The 23,131-nt window shown below is 35.7% G+C and carries 20 protein-coding genes and 1 pseudogene; 10 read left to right on the top strand and 11 right to left on the bottom strand.

Features of this window, described 5'->3' with window-relative positions; translation table 11 throughout:
• The first annotated feature begins 458 nt into the window (after positions 1-458).
• The 6 genes from ACOH2D_RS14675 to ACOH2D_RS14700 all read left to right on the top strand — a co-directional run bounded on the left by ACOH2D_RS14675 (position 459) and on the right by ACOH2D_RS14700 (position 4,946).
• A complete protein-coding gene (locus tag ACOH2D_RS14675) occupies positions 459-623 on the top strand; it encodes a hypothetical protein (protein ID WP_449535672.1) in 165 nt (54 codons plus the stop codon).
• Between the two features lie 563 nt (positions 624-1,186).
• The gene (locus tag ACOH2D_RS14680) at positions 1,187-1,339 is read left to right on the top strand and encodes a hypothetical protein (protein WP_449535673.1); all 153 of its coding nucleotides are present in this window, start codon (positions 1,187-1,189) and stop codon (positions 1,337-1,339) included.
• A 78-nt stretch (positions 1,340-1,417) separates the two neighbouring features.
• Positions 1,418-3,424: a tetratricopeptide repeat-containing sensor histidine kinase gene (locus ACOH2D_RS14685; RefSeq protein WP_449535674.1), complete on the top strand. Its 2,007-nt coding sequence runs from the start codon at positions 1,418-1,420 to the stop codon at positions 3,422-3,424.
• Positions 3,405-4,082, top strand: a complete 678-nt coding sequence (locus ACOH2D_RS14690; protein WP_449535675.1) for a response regulator — start codon at positions 3,405-3,407, stop codon at positions 4,080-4,082. The genes ACOH2D_RS14685 and ACOH2D_RS14690 overlap by 20 nt, the downstream gene beginning before the upstream one ends.
• A gap of 99 nt (positions 4,083-4,181) precedes the next feature.
• The gene (locus ACOH2D_RS14695) at positions 4,182-4,628 is read left to right on the top strand and encodes a MauE/DoxX family redox-associated membrane protein (RefSeq protein ID WP_449535676.1); all 447 of its coding nucleotides are present in this window, start codon (positions 4,182-4,184) and stop codon (positions 4,626-4,628) included.
• 72 nt (positions 4,629-4,700) lie between these two features.
• Positions 4,701-4,946: a DUF6520 family protein gene (locus tag ACOH2D_RS14700; protein ID WP_449535677.1), complete on the top strand. Its 246-nt coding sequence runs from the start codon at positions 4,701-4,703 to the stop codon at positions 4,944-4,946.
• Positions 4,947-5,064: 118 nt separating this feature from the next.
• Here ACOH2D_RS14700 and ACOH2D_RS14705 read toward each other — a convergent pair whose 3' ends face one another.
• The 4 genes and pseudogenes from ACOH2D_RS14705 to ACOH2D_RS14720 all read right to left on the bottom strand — a co-directional run bounded on the left by ACOH2D_RS14705 (position 5,065) and on the right by ACOH2D_RS14720 (position 11,857).
• Positions 5,065-7,368, bottom strand: coding sequence for a zinc-dependent metalloprotease (locus ACOH2D_RS14705; protein ID WP_449535678.1), 2,304 nt, complete (start codon positions 7,366-7,368; stop codon positions 5,065-5,067).
• Between the two features lie 28 nt (positions 7,369-7,396).
• Positions 7,397-8,113, bottom strand: a complete 717-nt coding sequence (locus ACOH2D_RS14710) for a RagB/SusD family nutrient uptake outer membrane protein (RefSeq protein WP_449535706.1) — start codon at positions 8,111-8,113, stop codon at positions 7,397-7,399.
• Positions 8,114-8,116: 3 nt separating this feature from the next.
• Positions 8,117-8,836 (bottom strand): annotated as a pseudogene (locus tag ACOH2D_RS14715) (RagB/SusD family nutrient uptake outer membrane protein); the annotation flags it as partial.
• Positions 8,837-8,851: 15 nt separating this feature from the next.
• A complete protein-coding gene (locus ACOH2D_RS14720) occupies positions 8,852-11,857 on the bottom strand; it encodes a SusC/RagA family TonB-linked outer membrane protein (protein ID WP_449535679.1) in 3,006 nt (1,001 codons plus the stop codon).
• Positions 11,858-12,786: 929 nt separating this feature from the next.
• Between ACOH2D_RS14720 and ACOH2D_RS14725 the strand changes: the two genes are divergently transcribed.
• From ACOH2D_RS14725 to ACOH2D_RS14735, 3 genes are all read left to right on the top strand, one after another.
• Positions 12,787-13,290 (top strand): helix-turn-helix domain-containing protein, encoded by a 504-nt coding sequence (locus ACOH2D_RS14725; RefSeq protein WP_449535680.1) that lies wholly within the window; start codon positions 12,787-12,789, stop codon positions 13,288-13,290.
• A gap of 281 nt (positions 13,291-13,571) precedes the next feature.
• Positions 13,572-14,369: a DNA damage-inducible protein D gene (gene dinD, locus ACOH2D_RS14730; RefSeq protein ID WP_449535681.1), complete on the top strand. Its 798-nt coding sequence runs from the start codon at positions 13,572-13,574 to the stop codon at positions 14,367-14,369.
• A gap of 151 nt (positions 14,370-14,520) precedes the next feature.
• Positions 14,521-15,135 carry an HNH endonuclease gene (locus ACOH2D_RS14735; protein ID WP_449535682.1) on the top strand — a complete coding sequence of 205 codons (615 nt, stop codon included), beginning with the start codon at positions 14,521-14,523 and terminating at the stop codon, positions 15,133-15,135.
• Positions 15,136-15,222: 87 nt separating this feature from the next.
• On the opposite strand, the gene ACOH2D_RS14740 is transcribed toward ACOH2D_RS14735, so the two are convergent.
• From ACOH2D_RS14740 to ACOH2D_RS14750, 3 genes are read right to left on the bottom strand one after another with little or no spacing between them, the layout of a single operon-like run.
• Positions 15,223-16,713 carry a DUF262 domain-containing protein gene (locus ACOH2D_RS14740; protein ID WP_449535683.1) on the bottom strand — a complete coding sequence of 497 codons (1,491 nt, stop codon included), beginning with the start codon at positions 16,711-16,713 and terminating at the stop codon, positions 15,223-15,225.
• Positions 16,714-16,720: 7 nt separating this feature from the next.
• Complete coding sequence (locus ACOH2D_RS14745) at positions 16,721-17,341, bottom strand: hypothetical protein (RefSeq protein WP_449535684.1); 621 nt, start codon at positions 17,339-17,341, stop codon at positions 16,721-16,723.
• Complete coding sequence (locus tag ACOH2D_RS14750) at positions 17,331-18,926, bottom strand: DNA cytosine methyltransferase (protein WP_449535685.1); 1,596 nt, start codon at positions 18,924-18,926, stop codon at positions 17,331-17,333. Before ACOH2D_RS14750 ends, ACOH2D_RS14745 begins: the two co-directional genes overlap by 11 nt.
• 408 nt (positions 18,927-19,334) lie before the next feature.
• On the opposite strand from ACOH2D_RS14750, the gene ACOH2D_RS14755 reads away from it, so the two are divergent.
• Entirely contained in the window at positions 19,335-19,808 is a 474-nt protein-coding gene (locus tag ACOH2D_RS14755; protein ID WP_449535686.1) for a hypothetical protein, read from the top strand.
• Positions 19,809-20,015: 207 nt separating this feature from the next.
• Here ACOH2D_RS14755 and ACOH2D_RS14760 read toward each other — a convergent pair whose 3' ends face one another.
• From ACOH2D_RS14760 to ACOH2D_RS14775, 4 genes are all read right to left on the bottom strand, one after another.
• Positions 20,016-20,402, bottom strand: a complete 387-nt coding sequence (locus tag ACOH2D_RS14760; protein ID WP_449535687.1) for an STAS-like domain-containing protein — start codon at positions 20,400-20,402, stop codon at positions 20,016-20,018.
• Positions 20,374-21,252, bottom strand: a complete 879-nt coding sequence (locus ACOH2D_RS14765) for a hypothetical protein (protein ID WP_449535688.1) — start codon at positions 21,250-21,252, stop codon at positions 20,374-20,376. The genes ACOH2D_RS14760 and ACOH2D_RS14765 overlap by 29 nt, the downstream gene beginning before the upstream one ends.
• Before the next feature lie 848 nt (positions 21,253-22,100).
• A complete protein-coding gene (locus ACOH2D_RS14770) occupies positions 22,101-22,790 on the bottom strand; it encodes a hypothetical protein (protein WP_449535689.1) in 690 nt (229 codons plus the stop codon).
• 29 nt (positions 22,791-22,819) lie between these two features.
• The gene (locus ACOH2D_RS14775) at positions 22,820-22,960 is read right to left on the bottom strand and encodes a hypothetical protein (protein ID WP_449535690.1); all 141 of its coding nucleotides are present in this window, start codon (positions 22,958-22,960) and stop codon (positions 22,820-22,822) included.
• Positions 22,961-23,131 lie beyond the last annotated feature (171 nt).

Here is a 23,131-nt window from a genome sequence, read left to right on the forward strand (position 1 = left end):
TTAGTAGTAATCGCCTTTGCAATGTTTGGCATGTCCTGTTCGCCCGATGCTATTGTGCATGAGCCCTCTATGCCTTGGGACAGCTATGCCACTGGGGGAGAGCACAGTGTTTATCCCGACAATGTGAGGGATTAGGTTTGTTTTATCTATAAAGAGTCAAGACCGCTTCGCTGATAGAATCAAAACCGCTTTGCTGATAGACTAAAGAACAATCCCGAAAGCTTTCGGGATGATTGTAAATGACTGATAGACAAAGCGTATAGAAAAGGAAACTATTATCCCGCTAAAAAGCGGGATTAGTTCAACTTACAATTTTGAATACATTGCTTCGCTATTTTTTCAAAATTGAGTTTCACTAAAAATCAGTGTGCTTGCAAAACAGATCTATCTTCTCTTGCTCTATAAAATAAGCCCATCATCTTTTACAATTTTTAATCGGACACTATTGATATATTAAAATGTTACACACCATGAAAATCCGTTATTTATTAGTAGTAATCGCCTTTGCAATGTTTGGCATGTCCTGTTCGCCCGATGCTATTGCCCATGACTCCCCTATGCCTTCATACAGCTATGCCACTGGGGGAGAGCACAGTGTCTATCCCGACAATGTGAGGGATTAGGTTTGTTTTATCTATAAAGAATCAAGACCGCTTCGCTGATAGAATCAAGAACAATCCCGAAAGCTTTCGGGATGATTGTAAATAACTAATAATCAGTGTGCTTGCAAAACAGATCTATTTTCTCTTGCTCTATAAAATACGCTCATCATCTTTTACAATTTTTAATCAGACACTAATGATTCATTAAAATGTTACACAGCATGAAAACTCGTTATTTATTAGTAGTGATCGCCTTTGCAATGTTTGGGATATCCTGTTCGCCCGAGGCGATTACCAATGAAGCCGGGGTCCTTCCAGACCCCTATGCCACTGGGGGAGAGCACAGTGTCTATCCCGACAATGTGAGGGATTAGGTTTGTTTTATCTATAAAGAATCAAGACCGCTTCGCTGATAGAATCAAGACCGCTTCGCTGATAGAATCAAGAACAAAGACTTGGTTGTATATCACTAATAATCAGTGTGCTTGCAAAACAGCTCTATTTTCTCTTGCTCTATAAAATAAGCTCATCATCATTTACAATTTTTAATCGGACAGTAATGATTCATTAAAATGTTACACACCATGAAAACTCGTTATTTATTAGTAGTGATCGCCTTTGCAATGTTTGGGATATCCTGTTCGCCCGATGCTATTGACCATGACTCCTCTATGCCTTCAGATAGCTATGCCACTGGGGGAGAACACAGTGTCTACCCAGACAACGTGAGAGATTAGGTTCATTTCATCTATAAGATAGCAAAAAGTCTTTGCAACAAAGGTCTTTTTGCTATCTTAATCTTCAAATTACCAGTTATGATAGCGTCTGTCATAAAGCACGTGAGTGCCTTATTTTTAGTCTTATATGGCTATACTCAAGATTTACCCCCACCAGAGGTGAATGCTTTGATTGTGCGCCTAAATGTTGAGACGACAATCCCCGACCCACCTATAATACTCCCTGCCAGCTTCCAGCATTCTTATGAAACACTTCAAGGATTACCGTTAGATTCTTTAAAAATAGCCCGAATTGCCGAATTGGCGAGAGAGGTCATCCAACTACAAGATACCTCGCTATTTTACACTTTCAACTCCCATGCTATGGGGCTAGCCAAAAAAATAAATCACCCTTATTTGATGGCAGACATCCATTGGAATTGGGGCGAATATTATCTCGCCAAGTTTAGATATCCTGAGGCCTTTATAAATTACCGCAACGCCGAGCGGCTGTTTGAAGCTTCGAATCACAGCTATTACAGGGCAAAGATGTTTTACAACATGGGCTATATCGAATCTTTGGTGGCCGATTACTCCCGTGCAGAAATGAATTTACTTATGTCCTTATCGATATTCAAGGAATTAGATAAGCGAGCTCAAATTATGAACACCTATAATTTGTTGGGATCAGTGTATGACGGGATGGAAGATTATGCCCAAGCCATTTTCTATTATCAGGCCGCATTAGACATGGCGGTTAATGGCCCTCACCAACTTTATCCCGATCTTCTGAACAATTTAGGCGTGGTGCATCAAAAGATGGGCTCTGGAACATTGGCCATAGACAACTTCAAGCGAGCTCTGGGCACTCCTGATTTACGACAAGTCCATCCGGAACTTTATGCCCGTTTATTGGACAATCTTGCTTATGCCCGGTTCGTTTTTACACCGGCAGCAGCCGTTGAGCAAGATCTTTTAACCGCTTTGCGCCTTCGGGACAGTTTACAGCACCTGCCCAGTATCATCATTAGCCATCTCCATTTATCTGATTATTACAAAGCCCATGACCAGATACCCTTATCACGCGCCCATGCCGAAAAAGCCTTAGAAATCAGTTCCAGCAAAGGGCTGCACCGAGACCAGATGGGCGCCTTAAAAAGGCTCTCGATCCTTGAGCCCCATTTAGCTACTGAACACTTGACCAGGTATATCGGATTGGCCGATGCCTTGCGAAAGAATGAGAACAAACAACGTGAAAAATTTGCACGAATTCAGTATGAAACTGATGATTATATTAAAGCGAATGCCCGATTATCTCAGCAGAAATTGCTGTGGATTGCAATAGCCATAATCTTTCTCATTCTGCTGGTATTTATATATTGGTCGATGAGCCTCCGTATTCACAACAAGCAACTCCATTTTGCGGCCCTTCAGCAAGACGCTGACGAGGCCATTTATGCCGTGCGCATTGAGCAGTGGCGTCAAGGAGAAAAGGCCCGCCAGGAAGAACGCGAACGTCTTGCCGAAGAATTGCATGACAGTGTCCTTACCCAACTGTTTGGGATGCGCCTGAACTGGGAAGTATTGGATTTGGAAAACAATACCAATGATTTTCACTCCCACTCTCAGAGTGTATTAAAAATTGAACAGCAGCTTCGGGCTCTCTCCCATAACTTAATTCAGGAACCCCCTTATAACCAAGCCCTATTGATCGAAAACCTGGAGGTGCTATTACAACAAAAAAGCCATCAAGGTAACTTTGATTATCGCATGCATTGTGAGCAATCTGCACCCTTTGAAGCCCTGAACGAACAGGTGAAGATGCACCTTTTTCGGATTGTGGAAGAAGCCTTGCATAATATCGTAAAGCATGCGGTGGCCAATAAGGTTGTCTTATCTCTACAAATTAAAGACCACTTCATAATTATCATTTCGGACAATGGGTCAGGATTTAGGGAAGGCCTGGTCAAAAAAGGTTTGGGTCTGCGCAATATGCGCGCTCGATCAGAGAAAATCAACGGCGTATTTCACTTAGTCTCTGGAAAAAAGGGAACCACCATTACCATTAAATTAAAACATCAGGACCATGGAAAGCCAAGTCATTAAAATTCTGTTTGTAGAAGACCATCCTTTAATTTCGGAGGGGTATGTCAGAGCCTTGAAGCTGTTGAAAAAGCAACGTCCAGAATTGGATTTTAAGATCTCAGAAGCCGCTTCGAGTGATGCAGCTATCCATCTATTGCACCAGCAGGCACCACCAGGTTTCGATCTGGTTATGTTGGACTTAGTCATCCCTCCATCAAGCTGTGGGCGCTGGCTCTCTGGAGAAGATATTGGACGAGAGGTACGACAGCGCCATCCCGAATCAAAGCTGCTTATCAACACAAGCTTTGACAGTGTCTATCGCATCAATAGCCTCTTTAAAACCTTGAACCCCGAAGGTTTTTTGATCAAGGTAGAAAGCAATGCGAGCACCATAATGGACGCTATTTCGAGTCTTATAGACGGGAACACCTTTTACGGTCCGAGTGTGATTCAGGTGCTACGTAAAAATTTGGCGCACGATTTTGTTGTTGACCAATGGGATCGGCAGATCCTGTACCGACTTTCATTGGGAGCCAGCACAGCCTCCTTATCAAATATTCTACCGATGAGCAAGGCCACCATTGAGCGTAGAAAGCGCCATCTGAAAGAAATTTTTGACGTATTGGGCCAGGATGACCAGAAATTACTGGCGCGGGCGCGGGAGCTTGGATTCATATAAAAGACTGAGGGCTTTGCCCCTAACTTTGACGCTAATTCCCTCATGTTTTCTGATTTGTCGCCAGTAACTTAGTTACCGTTAAACTGATCTACAGAAGCGATGTCCTATAGAAGAAAACATACGGCCCAAACCTTTATCACCAACGCTTTGGCTCTATTGTTTATCTTTCTTTTTATTTATGCTGGCTTAAGCAAGCTTATTGGCATGTCTGTATTTAAAGATCAGTTATCTCAAGTGCCACTAACGACCCAGGCTGCTCCTTTTCTTGCGTGGGCAATTCCTACGGTTGAAGTTTTAGTGGTGGTGTTGCTGCTATGGCCGTCACTCAGACGTTGGGGTTTCTTTTCGTTTTTGGGATTGATGTTGGTGTTTACCGGCTATCTCATTTACACGCTTTATTTCAGCCCCTACACCCCATGTTCTTGTGGTGGCGTTATTTCGGGCCTGAGCTGGAGAAGTCATATCTTATTTAATTTATTTTTTATTGGTTTAGCGGTACTCGCCATCTTGCTTGTGCCTTCTAAGTCATTAGAAAAACAACAATAATACTACGTAGTGACAGGGGGAAGATCGAAAACCTGAAGAATAGAGTAGATCGTTAATTTAAATATACATATTATGAAAACTAAAGTTTTAAAATTCGTTTTACCTGTCTTTGCTATTTTGCTGGCCGTTAGTTTTGCATTTGCCACGGAAACTATACCCGTGTCTCAAATAGGATATTACAATCATCCTATCTCTGGATGGCAAGAGGTAAATGTGGGCATGGAATGTCAACCTCAAGCTGGTATTAATTGCACATTTAATGACTTTCAATTGTACAAAGACAAGTCTACTTCATTTCCATTACGCAAACTCCCATAATTGTTTCTAAAATGGAAAGAGAGAAGAAAAGGTGTCATTTTAATGGCACCTTTTTTAATTGCAAAAAATTAAAGACTATTTTTTTTAAGCTACAGTTATCAGACCAGTAGGTTAACACTCAGATACTATAAATATCACTTAACTTTAATAAGCACAAATTCCAGTGTCCTAACGCCCCTTTATTCTTTGACCTTTTTATTTGCACTATTATGTCCTTTTTCAAGTTTAACAATTGCTCCATCATAATTCCTTTAGAGTAATCTGTGTAATCATACATTTTTTCATCCACCGTAATATGCAACCTGTCTTGTTTTAAGGTGCGCACCCACATATCAATGTAGGTTAATTGGATTTCTCGATTTCTTGGTTGAACGTCATCTTCATCATAAACCTCTCTGAATAACTCTGACTGTAGGTTATCCAAATACTCTATAAAAATCCCTTCAAAGCCGCTTATTTTACTACTATACTCCAATCTTTTTAATCGTTGTGAATTAAATAACTCCAAGACTAAACGCTGTTGGTACTCCAATATTTTGTCTCTATTTGCAGTATAGTGTATGCGATATGCAAATTCAGGGTTGGTAAGCCAATTTGGTGGTTGCATAACATGTTCCATTATAAAGTTAAGGGCTTCTTTTTGAGATGCCCACGGAATTGGTGTATACTTCATACCTAATTGATTAATGGATTTATAATGTATATCAACGCCCCCCACGAGAGAAACTACATGTTGCATGTGCAAGTACCATAGTTCTAATATGCCATCATACAAACGTTCCAAACGTGCATTGTCGTTATCATTCTTACATGCATTTGGCAGAAGGGCTAAGGTACGTTTAAGATTTTTCATGGCCATTTCGGTGCTGCGAACTGGATCACGATTCTCTACCACCTCATCAGTAGTTGCAGGCCCTATAAGCCCATATTCATGATTATATCTATACCATAATATCGTATCCTGTAAGCGAATAATTTCTTCCAAAGCTGCCTTTTCTTCTTGCGTAGAACTCCCAGGAGAAAATTCGGTGTAAGCCCAACTTATTTGGTAGCGATCCATTGGCCCTACTTTCTGATGCAGCAATCGGGGTGGAATACTGTCTTCAGGTTGTGCTATATTATTCTGTCTTGTATAGTTCATGACACTTGGTGTATGTCCCATGGTTTTTAGCCATTCCACATCATTCATTTTTTCAAATGGATACGCAAACTCTCCATAATGACTGTCCATAAGACCAAATGCATGACCTACCTCATGAGCTACCATACATTGATAGAGCTCCCCTAGCAGATCATCAGGATAAGGAAAGTTTTGTGCTCTCCTATCTAAAGGTGCAGCTCTAATAAAATATTTCTCAGAGTACGCTTCCCTTGAATTGCTTATAAACACATCTCCTTTAAGTATTTCCCCGGATCTTTCATCAATTACATTTGCTACAGTTCCTCCAAACCCTCCGTCTTCGGCCCCTCTTAATCTCATTTCTTTCCCCCAATAAATAATTGAGTTATGAATACTAAAGGCTTGCCATTCATTTAAACTATCTACATCCTTAACAACAATCGCGTCCTTAAACCCTATTGCTTCAAATGCTGGTAACCATTCTTCAATACCTGCCTTTACATAAGGCCTCCATTTTTGGGGGATATCTGGTGACATAATGAAGGTTATAGGCTTAATTGGCACACTTACTTCCTGGTCCTTATTTCTCTTTTCAAGACGCCGCCGACTGATATTTGCAATGCTGTTTTTTGTACCATAGATGATATCATCAATTCTTTCGTTATAGAACCCCATACGGTAGTCATAAAGTCTGCTAGCCATCGGTTTAGGCAGTGCGCAAAATGAAAAATACATTGGAATTGAAATCTTAGATTGTTCAAAAAGTATTCCTCTTTGAGTCTTAATTAATACTTCATCGACTAGGTCTTTATTATCCATGATAACACCAATTTGCGGAACAACTGTTTCTGAGAACCCTGGCGACCATTCAATATTCTGTCCTAATAAAAAGTCAGTAACATTAATACAATAAATTCCCTCAATGCCATAGTTAAGTTCTGTTGGAAATATTCCTATAATTGTTTCGTCTTGTTCAAGTTTTGGTTTAAATGGCAATACCACTCCAGCACTTGATTTGACACTGAGAGCTTTTAGCAACATTTGATTCTTATGCAATGTCCATTTAACCTGCAAATACTTTCTCTGCACATTGTGATCATAACGGACAAACAAAATAGTTTCCTCCAATAATTCTTCAGGAATGTTTAAATAGACTTGGTTGCCCTCGATGAAGGATGATAAAAAGTTGGTTTTTGTTGATTTATCTAAATCGGAGAGATGCCTCTCAGCTATTTGAAAAGATATATTAGAAATTGCCAACTTACTTGTGACCAATAAACATACTAGCAAGATATATTTCATAGTAAAGCTATTATTTTTTTAATTCGTACTAATTTGAATAACCATTGTTCTGAGGCAACAGGTTTGGATTGAATTGCAATTCAGCTTCTGGAATGGGAAACAGGACATCTGTGACCTTCCAGTTAGGCTTTAAAGCATTTAAAATAGCATTGGCATTGCCTGTGCGTTTTAAATCGAACCAGCGGTGGCCTTGTTCGGCAAACAGTTCAACACGGCGTTCTTGTAGTATTGCATCCATTAATTCACTAAGATTTGATGCTGTAGTATTTGGCAAACCTGCTCTGATTCTCAATACATTTATATCCTTTTGTGCTCCTGCGATATCTCCTCTTTGTGCCCTTGCCTCAGCACGAATCAAATATTGTTCTGCCACCCTAAACTGTATAGAATATTCCAAACGTTCAGTTTCAGTCAGAATCGCCTTATATTTATGGGGAAAATACAGGGTTGAAGTATGATCTGAATTAGACAGCCTACCTACCCAATTGGTGTACCTTAAATCTCCCTTCTCAAAAGAACCTAACAAATCTTGTGTTAACGCATATTTTTGGCCCGGAATAAACCGTATGACTAATTGGTTAGCCTCTTGTGTATTTCTTGGAGCTACCCCTGATTTTAGTTGCCAAATGGTTTCGGTAGATTCTTTTAGGAACACCTCGTTCAGGTTGGGTTCCAAGCTATATAAATCAATCAAATTATGGGCCATAGCTTCTGCCAATTCCCACTGTTCTGTGTATAGATACATTCTTGCCAATAGCGCGTGGACTGCATCTGAACCAATAATAACACGTTCATCTGAAGCACCTTCTGAACCATCCAATACATCTTTTGCTGTATTAAGGTCTTTTATAATTGTTTGGTAAACTTCTTCCAATGGTAAGCGTGAGACCGTATTGTTTTCTTCATAATTAGTGGTGGTCACATACGGGATACTACCATACACATTCCCCAAGAGACTATGTACATAGGCACGGAAAAACAAGGCCTGACCGTTAAACTTGTTTTTTTCCTCTGAAGTTAGGGCATCGGACCTATCAACCCCCTTTATGATGTCGTTAGTGCAATAAATAAGATAATATGAATGGCTCCACCACGTCGAAATTAGTTGATTATTTGAAAGCACCCTATGATTGTATATTTGGGAATAATCATTATCAAAACCGTAATAATCCAATTCATCGCTATAAATACCTAGCGCTGCAGTCAGACCAAAATTTCCGGATACTACACCTTTTTCTCGCATTTGATAATATATATTGGCCAAAGCGGACTCGACGGTAGCTGGATCATTGAAAACGGTCTCAGATACTAAAATGTTTTTTGGAGGATCTTCCTCTACAAAATCCGAACAGCCCGTCAACAATTGACATATAGGAAAAAGCACTATGGCCATGAAAATAAAAACTCTTTGTGCTATAACTCGAATCATGGATTCTTTGAGGTTAGTATGTTGTTTTATAAGTGTCATAAAATTGAATATTAATTAAAATTTTAACTGTAAGCCGAGGGTAATTTGTCTTAATGGAGGTAAACTGGTATTTGAGGGCTGCTCTGGGTCCGGCCCTTTATAATTAGTAAACGTCAGTAGATTTTGTCCTTGTAGATATACATTCATATCAAGGCTATTGTAGGCAGTAGGCACGTTATAGTTGAGCATCACGTTGCGTAAGCGAATAAAAGATGCATCTGTAACCGCAGCATTACTCTCCTTTTGGAGGGCACCAATATCTTCACCCATGGCTAAGCCACTAGTGGCTTTTTGGATTGGATTAGTATCTCCGGGCTCTTGCCAACGATCCAATAGAATTATTGAACTATTACCTCTATTCCCCGGGGTTGAACGGAACGCCAATTCGTTAAATGCTTTCTGTTTTTTGAATTGTAAAAACACATCTAAGGTGAAATTTCCATACCTTAAGGTATTACCAAAGCCACCATAAAATTTTGGGGCCAGATCCTCAACACGCTGTCTATCGCCCAAATTACTGATGACGCCGTCCTTGTTGTAATCCTCAAACTGGTAGATGCCTGTTTCTGAATTTACGCCCAAAGCATGGTAGAGTTTTACAATAGACAATGGTTTTCCGATGATGAAGCGATTGGCAAATGTGGAGGTTTCCAAACCGTCAAAGGCAATCAATTTATTTTTAGGGATAGACAAATTAAAAGATGTCGTCCATTTGAACCTCTCGGTTTTAAGATTAATAGTGTTCAGATCCATTTCGAAACCCACATTTTCTACCGTAGCATCAAAATTTCCTGTCAATTCGGAGAAGCCCGTAGTGGCCGCTAAGGGTATCCCTATGAGTTGGTTGTTGGAACGGTTTTGGTACCAAGACATGTTGATCCGCAATAGGTCTTTGAACAATCCCAGTTCTAGCGCTGTTTCAAATTTTTGATTTGATTCCCATCCAAACTCAGTATTTAAAAGCCCTGTTGGTGATAAAACAGTAGTCCCATCATAATCAAATCCTGTAATGTTATAGGTACTCAAAAATTTATAATCTCCAATGTTGTCGCTACCTGTAGTACCAAAACTAGTGCGCAATTTGCCAAAGCTTAACCAAGAAGCATTCTTAAACATGGTTTCTTCTAAAAAAATCCATGCTGCACCCACCGCTCCAAAGTTGCCAAACTGCTTTCCCGAACCAAATCTTGAAGAGCCATCCCTACGCCCCGTAAGATTAAGGATGTAGGTGTCAAATAGGTTGAGATTTACACGTCCAAATATGGCGTTGTAGCTATATTTGCTGTCGGCATCACGCAGTACTTCTAATGTTTCGGCAGCAGTGAGATTAAGCAAAAGTTGATTATTAGGAAAACCTCTTCCTTTTATCACAGCTTGTTGGGTGGTTTCCTTTTGAAAGGTACTGCCTATCAACATATCTATTTTTGCATTACCCCATTGACTCTTCCAATTGAGGTGTGGTTCTACGATCCAAGATTTTCGCCTAGAATCATTAAATGTTGAAGACGAATAATTTTGAGCGGTAAAACCTAACGATGGGCTTGTTGCTGTACTTGGCAAGGTTTGGTAGGAATCCAATCGGTAACTATTAAAGCCAAAACTAGACTTCAATTCTAACTGAGGCACTATCTCGTAAGATGTTATAACATTCGCTATGAGGGTGCTTATTTTGACATTGTACTTTTCCTTCAAAGATGCCAACGGATTGATCCATGTGTTGTTTTCCCAGTTCAATTGGCCCGCTTCGGTATATAGGGTTGGTGCGTTTGGCTCAAGAGAATAGGCCAGAGATGTAAAATCTGAGCGCGGCAATGAATTATTTTCATCTGCATAACTTGTGGAGAGGTTAACAGTGAACTTTTCACTATCAGAACGATGTTTTATGTTACTGTGAACGGTAGACTTTTTGTAATTGGCATCACCTGGGAAAACAGTAGATTCCTTTTGATGGGCACCACTGATCAAAAATTGTGTTTGTTGATTGCCACCTGACACAGATAATTGTGTATTATTACGATATGCGTTACTACCAATGAGCTCCTTTTGCCAATCAGTATAGCGACTGTTATTCCAAGATTTAACATCTGGCCAGACAAAATCGAATGCGGAATCCTCCAAAAAAGCTCCAAAACCATCGTTTGTAATGGCTTCCCTGCGTATTTCCAAATACTGATCAGTGTTCATTAAATCCAAGAAATGTGATACCTGGCCAATGGTATTACTATGGTTTAGGTTTAAATGGGTTTTACCTAAGGCACCCTTTTTAGTGCTAATCAATACTACTCCGTTGGCAGCCCTAGACCCATAGATGGCTGTGGCGTCTGCATCTTTTAGTACTTCGATACTTTCAATGTCATTTGGGTTAATGGCATTTAATGGACTAATGTTGCCTCCCAAGTTTAGTCCTGACACTTCCATAGCACCTAAAGATTGCGAACCATAAGGGATACCATCTACTATAAATAGTGGATCGGAAATTCCATTTATAAAATTTCGACCACGCACCTCAATTCGGTAGCCACCACCAGGTACGCCGGTGTTTTGGACAATATTGACCCCTGACATGTAGCCTTGCATAGCACCCAACGGATTATTTACTGGTTGCTTGTCAATTTCTTTGGCAGTAATGCGCGCAATACTCCCCGTTTTCTCACGATCAGTAGTTGTGTAATAACCCGCATTGATCTGTACCTCACCTAGGGTGGTGGCATCCTCCTGTAAAGAGATGTTTATAATGGTGCGTTTTTGAATGGGAATGGTGAGCGTAGTATATCCCAAATAGGATATTTCAAGTATGTCTGTTGGTTTGGCGGTAATGCTGTAACGACCGTCAAAATCCGTTACCACTCCGTTTTTAGTGTTTTTAATAAGAATATTTGCACCAGAGATGGGTAATTGGCCATCGGTAACTTGACCAGAGACCAGCAGGTCTTGGGCAGAAAGTGACAGGGTAATACTTAAGAAGAAGAGACAGCATGGAAAAATACGCCGCCACCTTACTGATTTATGATTATTTATCATAGTTTTGTGTTCGTTAAAGTGATACAATTATTTTAACTTTTGGCCTGCTCCAATGGTCTTCGAAAACTTGGGAGTGGGCTTTTTTAGTGCCGATTTATGGTGAACGGCAACGTTGTTTTTTATGTTGTTTTTAGCTCATAGGCAATATGTGTTTTTTTAGGGAAGAGGGGCTACTGCTTGAAAACCAATTCTAACCGTGGCAATAGCCCTTTCCCAGAGACTAACATTAATTGTTTGCTATTTACACTATTCATAAAGTCTTAGGCATTTTGGTTTTAAAATGTTAGTACCGTTTTGTAAAAGCCGCTTTCGATCCCATATCTGAGGTAAAACCTAGAAACATTTGGAAAACGTTAAGATTGATGCTACTTTTAAACTGTCGAATTTTAAAATAAGCACCAGCCTTGGTTCTTCCAAAAAGGAACCTAGAGTGGTTTTGGATTTTGCAATATTTGGGATTCACATCCTAATAGTACAGCATCCCAGAGTATGATTTTTTGAAAGCCATTTTTCTTTAAAGGAATAGTAGTTGGTTCTACTGGCTAAAACAAAAAATCGTTCTCATAATTTGAAATTATGGAACGATGTTTCGGAAGTATGAAAATTTCTTGCAAAAAAAGCAAGGAGCGGTCTCACACTTTAGAGTCAAGGGCGACCAAGCCCTACTTTAAGTCTTTCGATTATAAAGTTACCTTCTAAAGTTAACGTGAGAACCGCTCGCATGCCGTATGCAAAAGTAAAAAACTTTTTGACATGGAGCGATTTCACGATTCTCTCGAAGGTTAAATTGGTCGTTTTGACTCGAGAAATCATCGTTGTAATATACCTTATAAAGGCTCAATATTAATTCACTAATACAAATATAAACAAAATTCAATCAAATGCAAATAAGTATTTAAATAAACACTAAAAAACGTTAAAAAAATAATATGAGTAATAAATCTAATGCAAATAGTATTTCTTTTTACAGGGAAAATTTAGGCTCTAAACTAAAATCTTATCGCTTGGAAAAATATCTCTCAATTGAAGATGTGATTTATATGACTGAGATTTCTAAAAGTTCAATACTAAAGATTGAAAAGGGTGAAGCTAAAAATATTGACTTATATGTTGAATATGCAAAAGCTGTCCAATACTCGCTAGAAACCTTGATAGATTTCAAAATACCACTAAAACCCAAGAAAGAATTACCGAAAGAGCGAAAGGAAGCAACCAAATTAACCGCAAAAATTAGAGAACATATATTAAACGCCAATTTTCTTAAAGTTGGTAAAACTGTTGCGGATATCAAAACCGAATTACTAAGAATAAATGCAATTGATAAAGTTATAACTTCTACCGCCATCGCTGGTGTTATGAGGAACTTAAAACAAGATGAATTAATAACGACGGGAGAAAAAATTGGAAGAAAGGAAGTTTATTTAAAAGTGTAATGCTCGACTATCGCACACGTCACGTTTGTGCGGTTTTAAATAATTAAAACGTAGCTAAAAGAATATTGGAAAAATATTTATATGAGATTTGATGGATAATATGGCTATTGAGGTTGAAACTAGAGAAAAGGAGAAAAAAGATTCCAAAAGTTAGGAGCAAAAAATTATCGATCAATGCGAGGACATCCTCGAATTGATAATATTTTAAAAAGTTTAATCGAAAAAAAATAACTTATGACCAAGAGCACATCAGCGGAAACAGTATTTGAGCAATCAAAGAAATGGACAATCTAGGTAATGAATATTGGAGCGCAAGAGATTTAGCAAAAATATTAGAGTATTCGGAATACCGACATTTTTTACCAGTAATTGAAAGAGCTAAAGAAGCATGTGTAAATAGTGGGTATGAAGTTTCAGACCATTTCGAGGATATCCTCGAAATGGTTACAATCGGATCGGGTGCAAAGCGAGAGTTAGAAACGGTAAAACTATCTCGTTATGCTTCTTATTTAATAGTTCAGAACGCCGATCCATCCAAGGAAATTGTTGCCCAAGGACAGACCTATTTTGCTGTGCAGACACGTATTCAAGAAATCAGTCAGATGGCTGAATACACCAATCTCTCAACGGAAGATGAGCGCAGACTGTTTTTAAGAAATGAATTGGCGAAGCACAATACTCAATTGGCAGCAGCAGCGAAGGAATCGGGTGTGATCAAACCAATAGATTATGCTATTTTTCAGAATCACGGATATAAAGGACTTTATGGGGGTTTAGATGCAAAAGGAATTCATAATAAAAAAGGCTTGAGAAAAAGTCAGCAGATTGTAGACCATATGGGCAGTACCGAGTTGGCAGCCAATTTATTCCGGGCAACCCAAGCGGACGAAAAATTGCGCAGAGAAAATATTCAAGGAAAACAAAATGCAAATAAAGCCCATTTTGAAGTCGGTAAGAAAGTGCGCAAAACAATAGAAGAACTAGGAGGTACAATGCCCCACATACCAGCCGTTGAAAGCGTTAAAATAATTGAAAAACAACAAAATAAAAGGTTAGATGCTTCGAAGGAAGAGGATTAAAGACAAGAACGAGTAGTATATGCAAGAAAAATTCAATGTTTGGATTAACAAACAGTTCTAAACTGGGGAAGCATACACTATAGTTACAATATCTAACCATTTTAGAAAGCAGTTAAATAAAGAAATTGATCTGTATAGCGTTACAGATTCCATGGAGCTAACAGGGCTTAAAGATCAATATTTCAGTCATAAACAGTTTTATGAAAAGAATCTGAGAGGCAATAGGATGTATAGTAGAGCTTTAGACTTGTATATAGAGTATCTTGAAGTTAATAGTGTAGAGAAAAATAGTATTGATACAACTCTAAAAACAATAATAGAGAACGAAAACTTGACAGAAACAGAAAAGCAAACCTTAATTTTAAGTAGAGTTGGACAAGGTAAATATCGAAGTTCTCTTATTGAATTGTGGAAGTCTTGTTCAATCACGCAATTTGATAATCCAAGTCTTTTAATCGCTTCACATATAAAGCCATGGAACGAATCAACGAATGAAGAACGGATCGACAAGTATAATGGCTTATTGTTATTACCAACCTACGATAAATTATTCGATCTCGGTTATATAACTTTTAGTGACTCGGGAAATATTATAATATCTAATCATTTAGAAGATTATGATAAACTCGGAGTTACTAAGTTAATGAAAATTGATGTCAAAGAAAAAAATATAAAGTACTTAGAATATCATAGGATGAAAGTGTTTAGGAGGGTAGATATTGAAAATAAACTCACTTCGATCATTTCGAGGATGCCCTCGAAGTAGATTTTTAAGATAGGTAAATTAGAAAAGTATGGGAATATTAGGGAAGCCAGAAGGGGTGTTTGATTTATTTAGGACTGTCCCTTAAATTTAGTTAGTCATTTTTGATATATTGATTATTGAAATTATATTATCCTGAAAAGTAATGGCAAGCTTGTCATCAGCGTCAGCGAAAAGTTTGAGGTCTGTAAACCAAATACGATAATCTCCTCGTCCTTTAGATCGATATAAGCTCATTTTTGTTTCTTTTGTTTTTCCTTCTTTTAATACAAAAAAAACATCTTTTAAAACTTTATGTTCCGGACCCAGTTCTTGAGTCTCGTAATTGTGAATGCCCTTTTCTTTAAAGAACTCTCTTACACTTGACGTAGCGTCCATAATGCCTTTTGTTAAACCTGTTTTTGTTGGAATAATGGTTACAAAATCGATATTCTCCTTCTCTAAATGATTTTCCTCGTTAGGGGCTTCTTTGTCAATTATTGATTGAGTTATTACATCTCTAATAACTTTCCCTCGATGTTGTCGTGATGCGAGTTCATGGCTTCCTTGACGCGCAACTTCAAAATACTTTTTCTCATCAGCAGTTAGTAGATTAATTTGATCCTCATCTCCTTCAAAATAAATATCAACTTTCTCTTCTAAATCTAATAATAGAAATTCTAATTTTTCAAAGTCAAGATCAGTGTGTTTCAAATCTTTGAATTCTATAATTAAGGTGAATAAGTTCGCTTTATTGAACCAATAACTTTCTTTTTGCAGGTTTAATCCATTAATAATAGTTATTGAGTTTATGATTTTTTCTAAAACTTCGTTATAGCTACTAAAATCAATATTGTATTTTTCTAAATAAGTGTTTATTTTAGAATTTCTACCAAAATAACTACCGTCCATTATTGTTGATGTGATGAGCATAATATATTGAGAGTCAAACATTCTTTTAATGTCGTTTTCTTTAAATACATTGTTGTTGTGAAAGAAGTCTACAACGAAATTTCGTTTCACTGGTTCAATAATTACATCAGTTATACTTTCATTTATACTTAGTTCAGAATCTACTAGTTGTTTAGCATAAATAGCAAATTCTCCATCACCATATTGAGCGTTTAAGGTTTCATTTGAATTTAAAGAATAATCGGTGCTATTTATTCGTTGAAAAATCTCTTTGATTTTATCTAAACCTATATCCTTTAAGTCCTTTACCGACACTGGATAGTTTAGAAATTCTCTTTTATTATCCAAATCTAACTCTTCGAATGGCGTTATTCTTATTTGGTCTTTAAAATCCCCCGTTCCCTTTATGTAATCAACAATAGTTGTAAGTCTTTGTTGTCCATCTACAACGATTTCAGAAGTTTTTAAAGTTTCAACATTCAATTCTGAACTTGCTATATAAATTTCAGGAAAAGGAAAGTTCATTAATATGGTCTTAATGAATTCATATTTATGTTGTTTTTTCCAAACTAATTTTCGTTGAAAGTTTGGCGAAGGACTTAATTGGCCAGAATCAACTTTATTGTATAATTCTATTATTTTTAAAGTATTAGAAGGAATACTTTCTTTTAATTTATGTTTTAAATCCATTATTTTCTTAGTTTGCTATTAAATTTAAATGAATGCTTTGTATATTCTGCATATGATAGGTTTCAAAAAAGTACCAAGATTTATAGATTTCAATATTAACTTTTCTGCCTAATTCCATCTTATATTTGCTTTGTACTTTTTGTATTTCTTGAGTTAACTTAAAGTCGAAAGGAAAATATCTTAAAGCTAGCCTGCCTTTTAAAAAGTGTTTTGCAAGTGATGGTCTTTGTCCCCAGTCTTTTACCGTTTTTTCTTCATAAAATTTAGTGTGCTCAAATAGATTTTTCATCTCTTTGTCAAATAACGAGGATGACACAACAGCTATATCCAAGTCAGATTTTTCATTAGCGTTGTCAATGTTAAAATGATGATCAAATTCTTTGTATTGATATAGTCCAGGAGATTGAAATTCTGGCTTTAAACTAAATCCCAATTTAGCGGAGCCAACTATTACGATATCTCTAACATGAACTTGGAGAATACTCGCTATATTCTTCTTAAAGTCAAATTCAGAACTTCCTTTATGTATTTCTGAGAAAAAATAAGATTCTCCTTCTATTAAATGTTTTTGAACTACTATTTCCCTAGTTTGATGCTGGCATTCTTTTTTAAATTCATCAACTGACATCTTTAATTTGCTTTTTAATAAATATTCCCAAATGATAAGCTAAAAGTGGAGGTACCGCATTTCCAACTTGAGTATATTGTGGAACTTCAAATTTTCTCAAATCTCCTCCTGTAGTAACTTTTGATTTAAATTCAAACCAATCAGGAAATGATTGTATCCTTGCCATTTCACGTACTGTTAAGGTTCGTGGCGTTTGAAAGTCATAGTGACAAATATCATCAGGTATTGTCAATTGCGCAGGAGCGGGAAAGTCCCTTTTTAAAGCTCTTTGACTACGCTTTTTTGTACCTATAATATTAGATAGCTCTTTTAATTGCTTAAAATCTCTAAGTTTCCTTTCTTCTAGATTCTTTTGATCCAAATCAGGCAAAAGATAATTATAATTTTTAACAATTTCAAATAGACTTGAAAGATCTTTGTCCGTGGTCTCTTTAATAGTCAATAGTTTAAGTAGTTTTTTTTTATATTCTAGAGGAAGGGATTCTAAATTCTGATAATATCGAAACCGTGCTTTTGTAATTATGGAATGTTTTCTTATTTCAAAATTTAATAATTTTGTTGTTTCTGTTGATGATTTAAAATAATTGTTTAGTCTTTCTTTATATAAAGATTCTTTATTTGAGTATTCTAATAAATCATCAATGGCATCCTCAACAGTAACAAAATTTTCTTCAATGTTTGTTATTTTTGGCAAAAGAGTCCCATCAAATAATTCAGGCTCATTTTCAATATCGAAATATTTAAAATCCCCAACAGTTACTTCATTCAATTTGATTTTATATTCTTTTACTTTATTAAAAAAGGATTGGGTTGTAGATAAAATCTTGCTATTTTCAGGACTTCTATACTTTTGTTTTAATTTTGAAAAAACATCTTTTCTATATGCTAATAAAATGAAACGGGGTCTGTTTTGAGGTACTCCATAATATTTTGAGTTTAACATCATACATATTGGATAATATCCTTCTAAAGCGAAAGCTTTAGATACTTCTAGCCATGCATAATGTTTTCTTCCATCATCTTCACTAAAAGGTGATGTTATTCCTTTTACATTTTCTAGCAAAATAACTTTAGGCTTTGTCAAGCCAGCAAATTTCGCAAAAGAAAGGGGTAAAGAGTTTTTCTCATTGTTTTTCTCTCTTTTACCAGCTAAGCTAAAACTTTGACAAGGTGGGCCACCTGAAAGTATATCAATATTTAAATCCCTTATTCCCTTATATTTTTTGCTTTTCTTTAAATAAGCTAAAAGTTTATCTATGTTTCCTATTAATAGTTTTCCATCCAGCGAAACTTCATTTGTTAGGTCGTTGTGTTTCTTTTTACCTTCAAACGGATTTTCTTTTAATCTTCCTTTTAGGTTTTCTTTTTCATAGTCACTATTTACCCATAAAACCTTTTCAGAAATCTTGCTTTCTAAAGAAAGTTTATCTAAATCTTCATTTAAAAAATTATAAGCAAATGTTTCTCCCGCCATAGGAGAAATCTCATTTGCAAAAAACAATTCGAAACCAGCAGTTTCGAGACCTAAGTTTAAACCTCCGCAACCTGCAAATAACTCAATGTGTTTTAATTTTTTTCGACTCATTAATTTAAGAAACTAAAATGAAAAATATTTGCAAAAATAGCTTTTAATACACAGTACAGCTATATTTAACTCAATAAAAAAGTATTGTGCATTTTAAATAATGCTCATTTTAATATTTACTCCGCTGTGGATATTTTACTTCAACATTGTAGGGCATTTTAATTCTTATTGTTATTGTGTTTAATTTTTTGGAGGGAGGGTATTTATACCACTGTTGGTGTTTATCACCAACAATTCCACATCTAAAAGTACCAGTTTTCAATTGAGAATGTTAAAACGGGAATAACTTTCATCAGCATTATCAATCAAGGAAAAGTAGTATGTTTGATGAGAACATATGACTTGTATAGGTGTGACTGGTTACACCTGTATAATTGTTGTACGAAATTATTATAAACTAAAACGAAAATGAACCCATTTAAAACAATCAAATTTTTGAACGTAGACGACTTTAGACATCTTAGAGTAGTAAGGTGTAGAGGAAAAGAATATAATGGTTACTCACTATTCCTATTTTATCTACGTGATTTTGAATATGAGAATATTGATGAATTAGACCAAGGTATTCTTGAAAGCTTAAACCAAACTCAAGAAGCTGTATTGGAACTCAACCAAAAAATACTATTAGAAGGTCAACTTGAAGAAGTTATGAGTCGATATGAGCTTGAAGAAAAAATAGACATTACTATTCAATTAAGCCCTATTGTAACAAATGAGTTGATTAGAGAAGTTGAATTGGGAAGAGAAATATTTTCATATCTAAAATATTTCAAAGCTAATTTTAGAAAAGGATATGATTTTATGCATTTAAGCAATTATTTTCTCGGCTATCTTGATGTTGAAAGATTGAATCTTCTTCAAAATACTATGAAAGCAATATAACTTCGCACAATAACTAAGAACTGGTCGGTACGCCCCAACATGAATGCGGTGTTGACTGAGATTGTGTTGGCAGGTTTGGCTACATGTTTTTTATAATGAAAAAGACATTATATTTATGGGAACATTAAACACTACCAATAACCTTGCGTATGTGTTAATATCTCTGAGGTGGTACTGGACATATGCTTTGGTTAGCCAAAAGCTGAACTAAACTGGATATAGATCACTATATTTATTTATATAATCTAACAATCTTGAAAATTGGTTTTTAGACCCTTTAAACTTTACAGTTTGTTTAAAGTTAGCTAACCCGTACTTATCCAAGAACAAGCCAATTGAAGAATTCAAGAAGGACGAAGACATTGACAGGTCAGAGTCAACATATAAAATTAAAGAATCTTTATTCAAATAGGCATTTTGTAAGGAATCAAATAAAACCATTCCTTGCTCATTAGAACTTGAATTTTTAACGATATTTTTTAATATCAAAGTTTTCATAGGAATATATTTTATACTTAAACGTTCAAATATTTTGCAAAAGTATATATAAATGTACGAAAAAAATTTAAAAATCGAAAATTTCATTTGTGTCATCCTTTTCTTCGAAAGAATTTAAATCAACTTCAATCTTAATTAATGTTCCTGAAAAATTAAAATTATTACTTCCAGCATGATACATTTCTCCAGCCTTTTTCTCCACCACCCCATCATTAGAAATAATAAACAATCTTCCATTTGAACTTTCTGTAAACTCAAGAATATTATTCAGCCCAAATCCACGGTTTCTAGGAGTGGAGTTTATTGAAAAACCCTTTTCAAGGGATTTAAGAATAGCTTTCCAGTCTTCAAAATCATGCTCAGAATCTATTCCAGCTCTTTTTATCGAATTAGGGATTCCTACACCAAAATCACAAACTGAAAATGATAGTTTATTATTTTTAGGATAATATTGAGTTATTATATAACCCGTAACTGGAGATTTTGAATGATCGAAAATATTATTAAATACTTCATCCATATTTGAGGATAATGGGATTAAATCTTTATCTCTTGCAAACCTTTCAAAATATTGACGCGCATACATTGAATACGAATAAATCATATCTCTTGAAATTTTCCATAAACATAAAGTGGTTTGATTATGAGATAATGTGAACTTACTTCGATCAAAGCCTTGTTTCCAGTATTCTTTAAATTTTATGTTATACAAATGATTATTAAAACCGTCGATTCCTCCAATAAATTCAACCTGACAGCCCTTTATATAAAAGCTTTCAATCAAACATGCCAAAACAACAAAGTCGTCCGTGTCCATAAACTTAACATCGTTAAAGTCAACAATTAAGTTATTTACATCTTCTGTGTGCTTTAAGCTTTCTCTGATGAAATCAAACCAGTCGTCAGCTCTTTGAGAAGAAGGAACAATTAAAGTATAATTTTTCATTAATTAGAGTTTAAGTAAATATAACTAAAAGCCAATAGCTAACACTCGTGCGCGTTGCACAACACCATAAATTCACAAAAATAGAACTCATTTACACCTTTTTTAAGGGCTGTTTGATTTAAAACCATTTGCCAAATAGAGAAAAAAAATCAGCAAAAGGCTTACAAAGAAAAACATAGATCATCATCTGATTTTGTTTTCAATACTTCAAATTTGCAAATATCAGGGATAAACTTTTTTGATTTATTGAAATCGAGCAAAAATTATTTATGAGTATTCCGAGAAATAATTGTTTCGTTTCAAATATTGACACAATTGAGAAAGACGTCTCTTGTTTGTCGCAACTATTTACTAAATTTGCGACAAAATTATTGCCTTAGTCAGAATTCATAAATCTACTTCTGTGATTAAGAATGAAACCCGATAAAAACACAGCAGTGTCAGAAATTAGGAGACACTATAATGCGCTCGCCTATCGTATTGGATTAGTGTTTTTGTAATTTTTTGTATTCTATTTCTTATCCTTTGGTTTTAAAGATGGCTTTGGAGAAGATGATTTTGTCGGGATAGGATAGAATTAAGCTGCAATCTACTTAAGTCTATTTTAATGCCTTTCGGTCTTTTATTGTTCATAGAAATATATTTTTATATAATGTTATAAACTTAGAGGAATAAATCTTCAAAAGCAACTCAGTTTTTTGATTGGCAAGTTTTTAGCGAATTGCATAATAGATTTTTAGTTGATAAAAAAAATGAGATGAAGGTTATATTATAAATCTATGCCCTGTTGGTGTTTTTCTCCAACAAATCCACATCCAAAAGCACCAGTTTTCAATTAAACCTGAACCTTAAGTTAATGCATTTATATTTTTTCTGAGATCATCAATTGTTGAATCAATTAAAATCGGGATTTCACCATTTTTTATATTCGAGTAATTAACTTCTTGACCATGAAAAAGGTCTACTGCAATACAGTAGTCGGGGTTGACATAAAAATCATTAGAATAGTATTTGTTTAAATAGCGATAAGTTATATCGGCAAACATTCCTAATTCAGCTTTTGTAAACCCATTTAATTTTGCAACAAACCAAACGGCACCAATTTCTGAACTACTATTTTCTGAGAATGAAAAGACATGACACGGCTTAGCTTCTATCAAAAGTCCATTTATATCAAGTATAGTATCACTTTTTGTTTGTTTCAGAAAAGTGATTTCAGCGTTCGGTTTTAAATCCAGAAAGTCATATTCTTTGAAATTCGTTAAAATATCAATATTTCGTTGGAATTGATCCTTGATTCTCTTTATTTCAGTTTGCTCAATTTTATTTTGCAAGAAACTTGTTTTTTCATCTAATAAATCCGCGTCTTCAAATTTAAATACATTTCTTAAACAACTTAAGCAGCTTATCCAATAATCACCACCTGAATCACCCTCTGAGCTGTTCTTTTCTTTTTTAAGATTGCTTACAAAGGTCAATCTAGTTCGATCATTCTTACCACGAAATTCAATAAGATTTTTTACCGTTATTTTTTTCATCTGTTGGGAAGATTTAGTACCATACGTTATTAATCCCCAGGCTTATGTTTATGTGGCTTCAATCCTGGATGTTTCGGTTTTGTTTCTGGATTAACACGCCTTCTTTCGTCAGGGGTTCCATCCTCTTTTTTAGGCTTTGGCCCCGGTTTAATTGCTTTTAATACTTCCATAGTTTAAAAAATTATAAATTATTTAAAATCAATATATTACCCCAAAATTAAACCTTTCCCTATACAGTTTTAGAAAGCCAATAATATGTTGTTAAATGGTTATCAACAATTTACACTAAAATGAAAAGTAATTTCCCTATTCCACTCCTCACTCCCTGCTCTTTATACTAT

This window comes from Gelidibacter sp., from assembly GCF_053579655.1.

Excerpts from the sequence above, each read along its gene's own strand:
- ACOH2D_RS14735 (WP_449535682.1), top strand. The coding sequence starts at position 14,521 with ATGGAGCTAACAGGGCTTAAAGATCAATATTTCAGTCATAAACAGTTT.
- ACOH2D_RS14685 (WP_449535674.1), top strand. The coding sequence starts at position 1,418 with ATGATAGCGTCTGTCATAAAGCACGTGAGTGCCTTATTTTTAGTCTTA.
- ACOH2D_RS14705 (WP_449535678.1), bottom strand. The coding sequence starts at position 7,368 with ATGAAATATATCTTGCTAGTATGTTTATTGGTCACAAGTAAGTTGGCA.
- ACOH2D_RS14720 (WP_449535679.1), bottom strand. The coding sequence starts at position 11,857 with ATGATAAATAATCATAAATCAGTAAGGTGGCGGCGTATTTTTCCATGC.
- ACOH2D_RS14710 (WP_449535706.1), bottom strand. The coding sequence starts at position 8,113 with ATGTATCTATACACAGAACAGTGGGAATTGGCAGAAGCTATGGCCCAT.
- ACOH2D_RS14765 (WP_449535688.1), bottom strand. The coding sequence starts at position 21,252 with ATGAAAAATTATACTTTAATTGTTCCTTCTTCTCAAAGAGCTGACGAC.
- ACOH2D_RS14700 (WP_449535677.1), top strand. The coding sequence starts at position 4,701 with ATGAAAACTAAAGTTTTAAAATTCGTTTTACCTGTCTTTGCTATTTTG.
- ACOH2D_RS14695 (WP_449535676.1), top strand. The coding sequence starts at position 4,182 with ATGTCCTATAGAAGAAAACATACGGCCCAAACCTTTATCACCAACGCT.
- ACOH2D_RS14675 (WP_449535672.1), top strand. The coding sequence starts at position 459 with ATGTTACACACCATGAAAATCCGTTATTTATTAGTAGTAATCGCCTTT.
- ACOH2D_RS14770 (WP_449535689.1), bottom strand. The coding sequence starts at position 22,790 with ATGAAAAAAATAACGGTAAAAAATCTTATTGAATTTCGTGGTAAGAAT.
- ACOH2D_RS14775 (WP_449535690.1), bottom strand. The coding sequence starts at position 22,960 with ATGGAAGTATTAAAAGCAATTAAACCGGGGCCAAAGCCTAAAAAAGAG.
- ACOH2D_RS14725 (WP_449535680.1), top strand. The coding sequence starts at position 12,787 with ATGAGTAATAAATCTAATGCAAATAGTATTTCTTTTTACAGGGAAAAT.
- ACOH2D_RS14690 (WP_449535675.1), top strand. The coding sequence starts at position 3,405 with ATGGAAAGCCAAGTCATTAAAATTCTGTTTGTAGAAGACCATCCTTTA.
- ACOH2D_RS14680 (WP_449535673.1), top strand. The coding sequence starts at position 1,187 with ATGAAAACTCGTTATTTATTAGTAGTGATCGCCTTTGCAATGTTTGGG.
- dinD (WP_449535681.1), top strand. The coding sequence starts at position 13,572 with ATGGACAATCTAGGTAATGAATATTGGAGCGCAAGAGATTTAGCAAAA.
- ACOH2D_RS14745 (WP_449535684.1), bottom strand. The coding sequence starts at position 17,341 with ATGTCAGTTGATGAATTTAAAAAAGAATGCCAGCATCAAACTAGGGAA.
- ACOH2D_RS14750 (WP_449535685.1), bottom strand. The coding sequence starts at position 18,926 with ATGAGTCGAAAAAAATTAAAACACATTGAGTTATTTGCAGGTTGCGGA.
- ACOH2D_RS14755 (WP_449535686.1), top strand. The coding sequence starts at position 19,335 with ATGAACCCATTTAAAACAATCAAATTTTTGAACGTAGACGACTTTAGA.
- ACOH2D_RS14740 (WP_449535683.1), bottom strand. The coding sequence starts at position 16,713 with ATGGATTTAAAACATAAATTAAAAGAAAGTATTCCTTCTAATACTTTA.
- ACOH2D_RS14760 (WP_449535687.1), bottom strand. The coding sequence starts at position 20,402 with ATGACACAAATGAAATTTTCGATTTTTAAATTTTTTTCGTACATTTAT.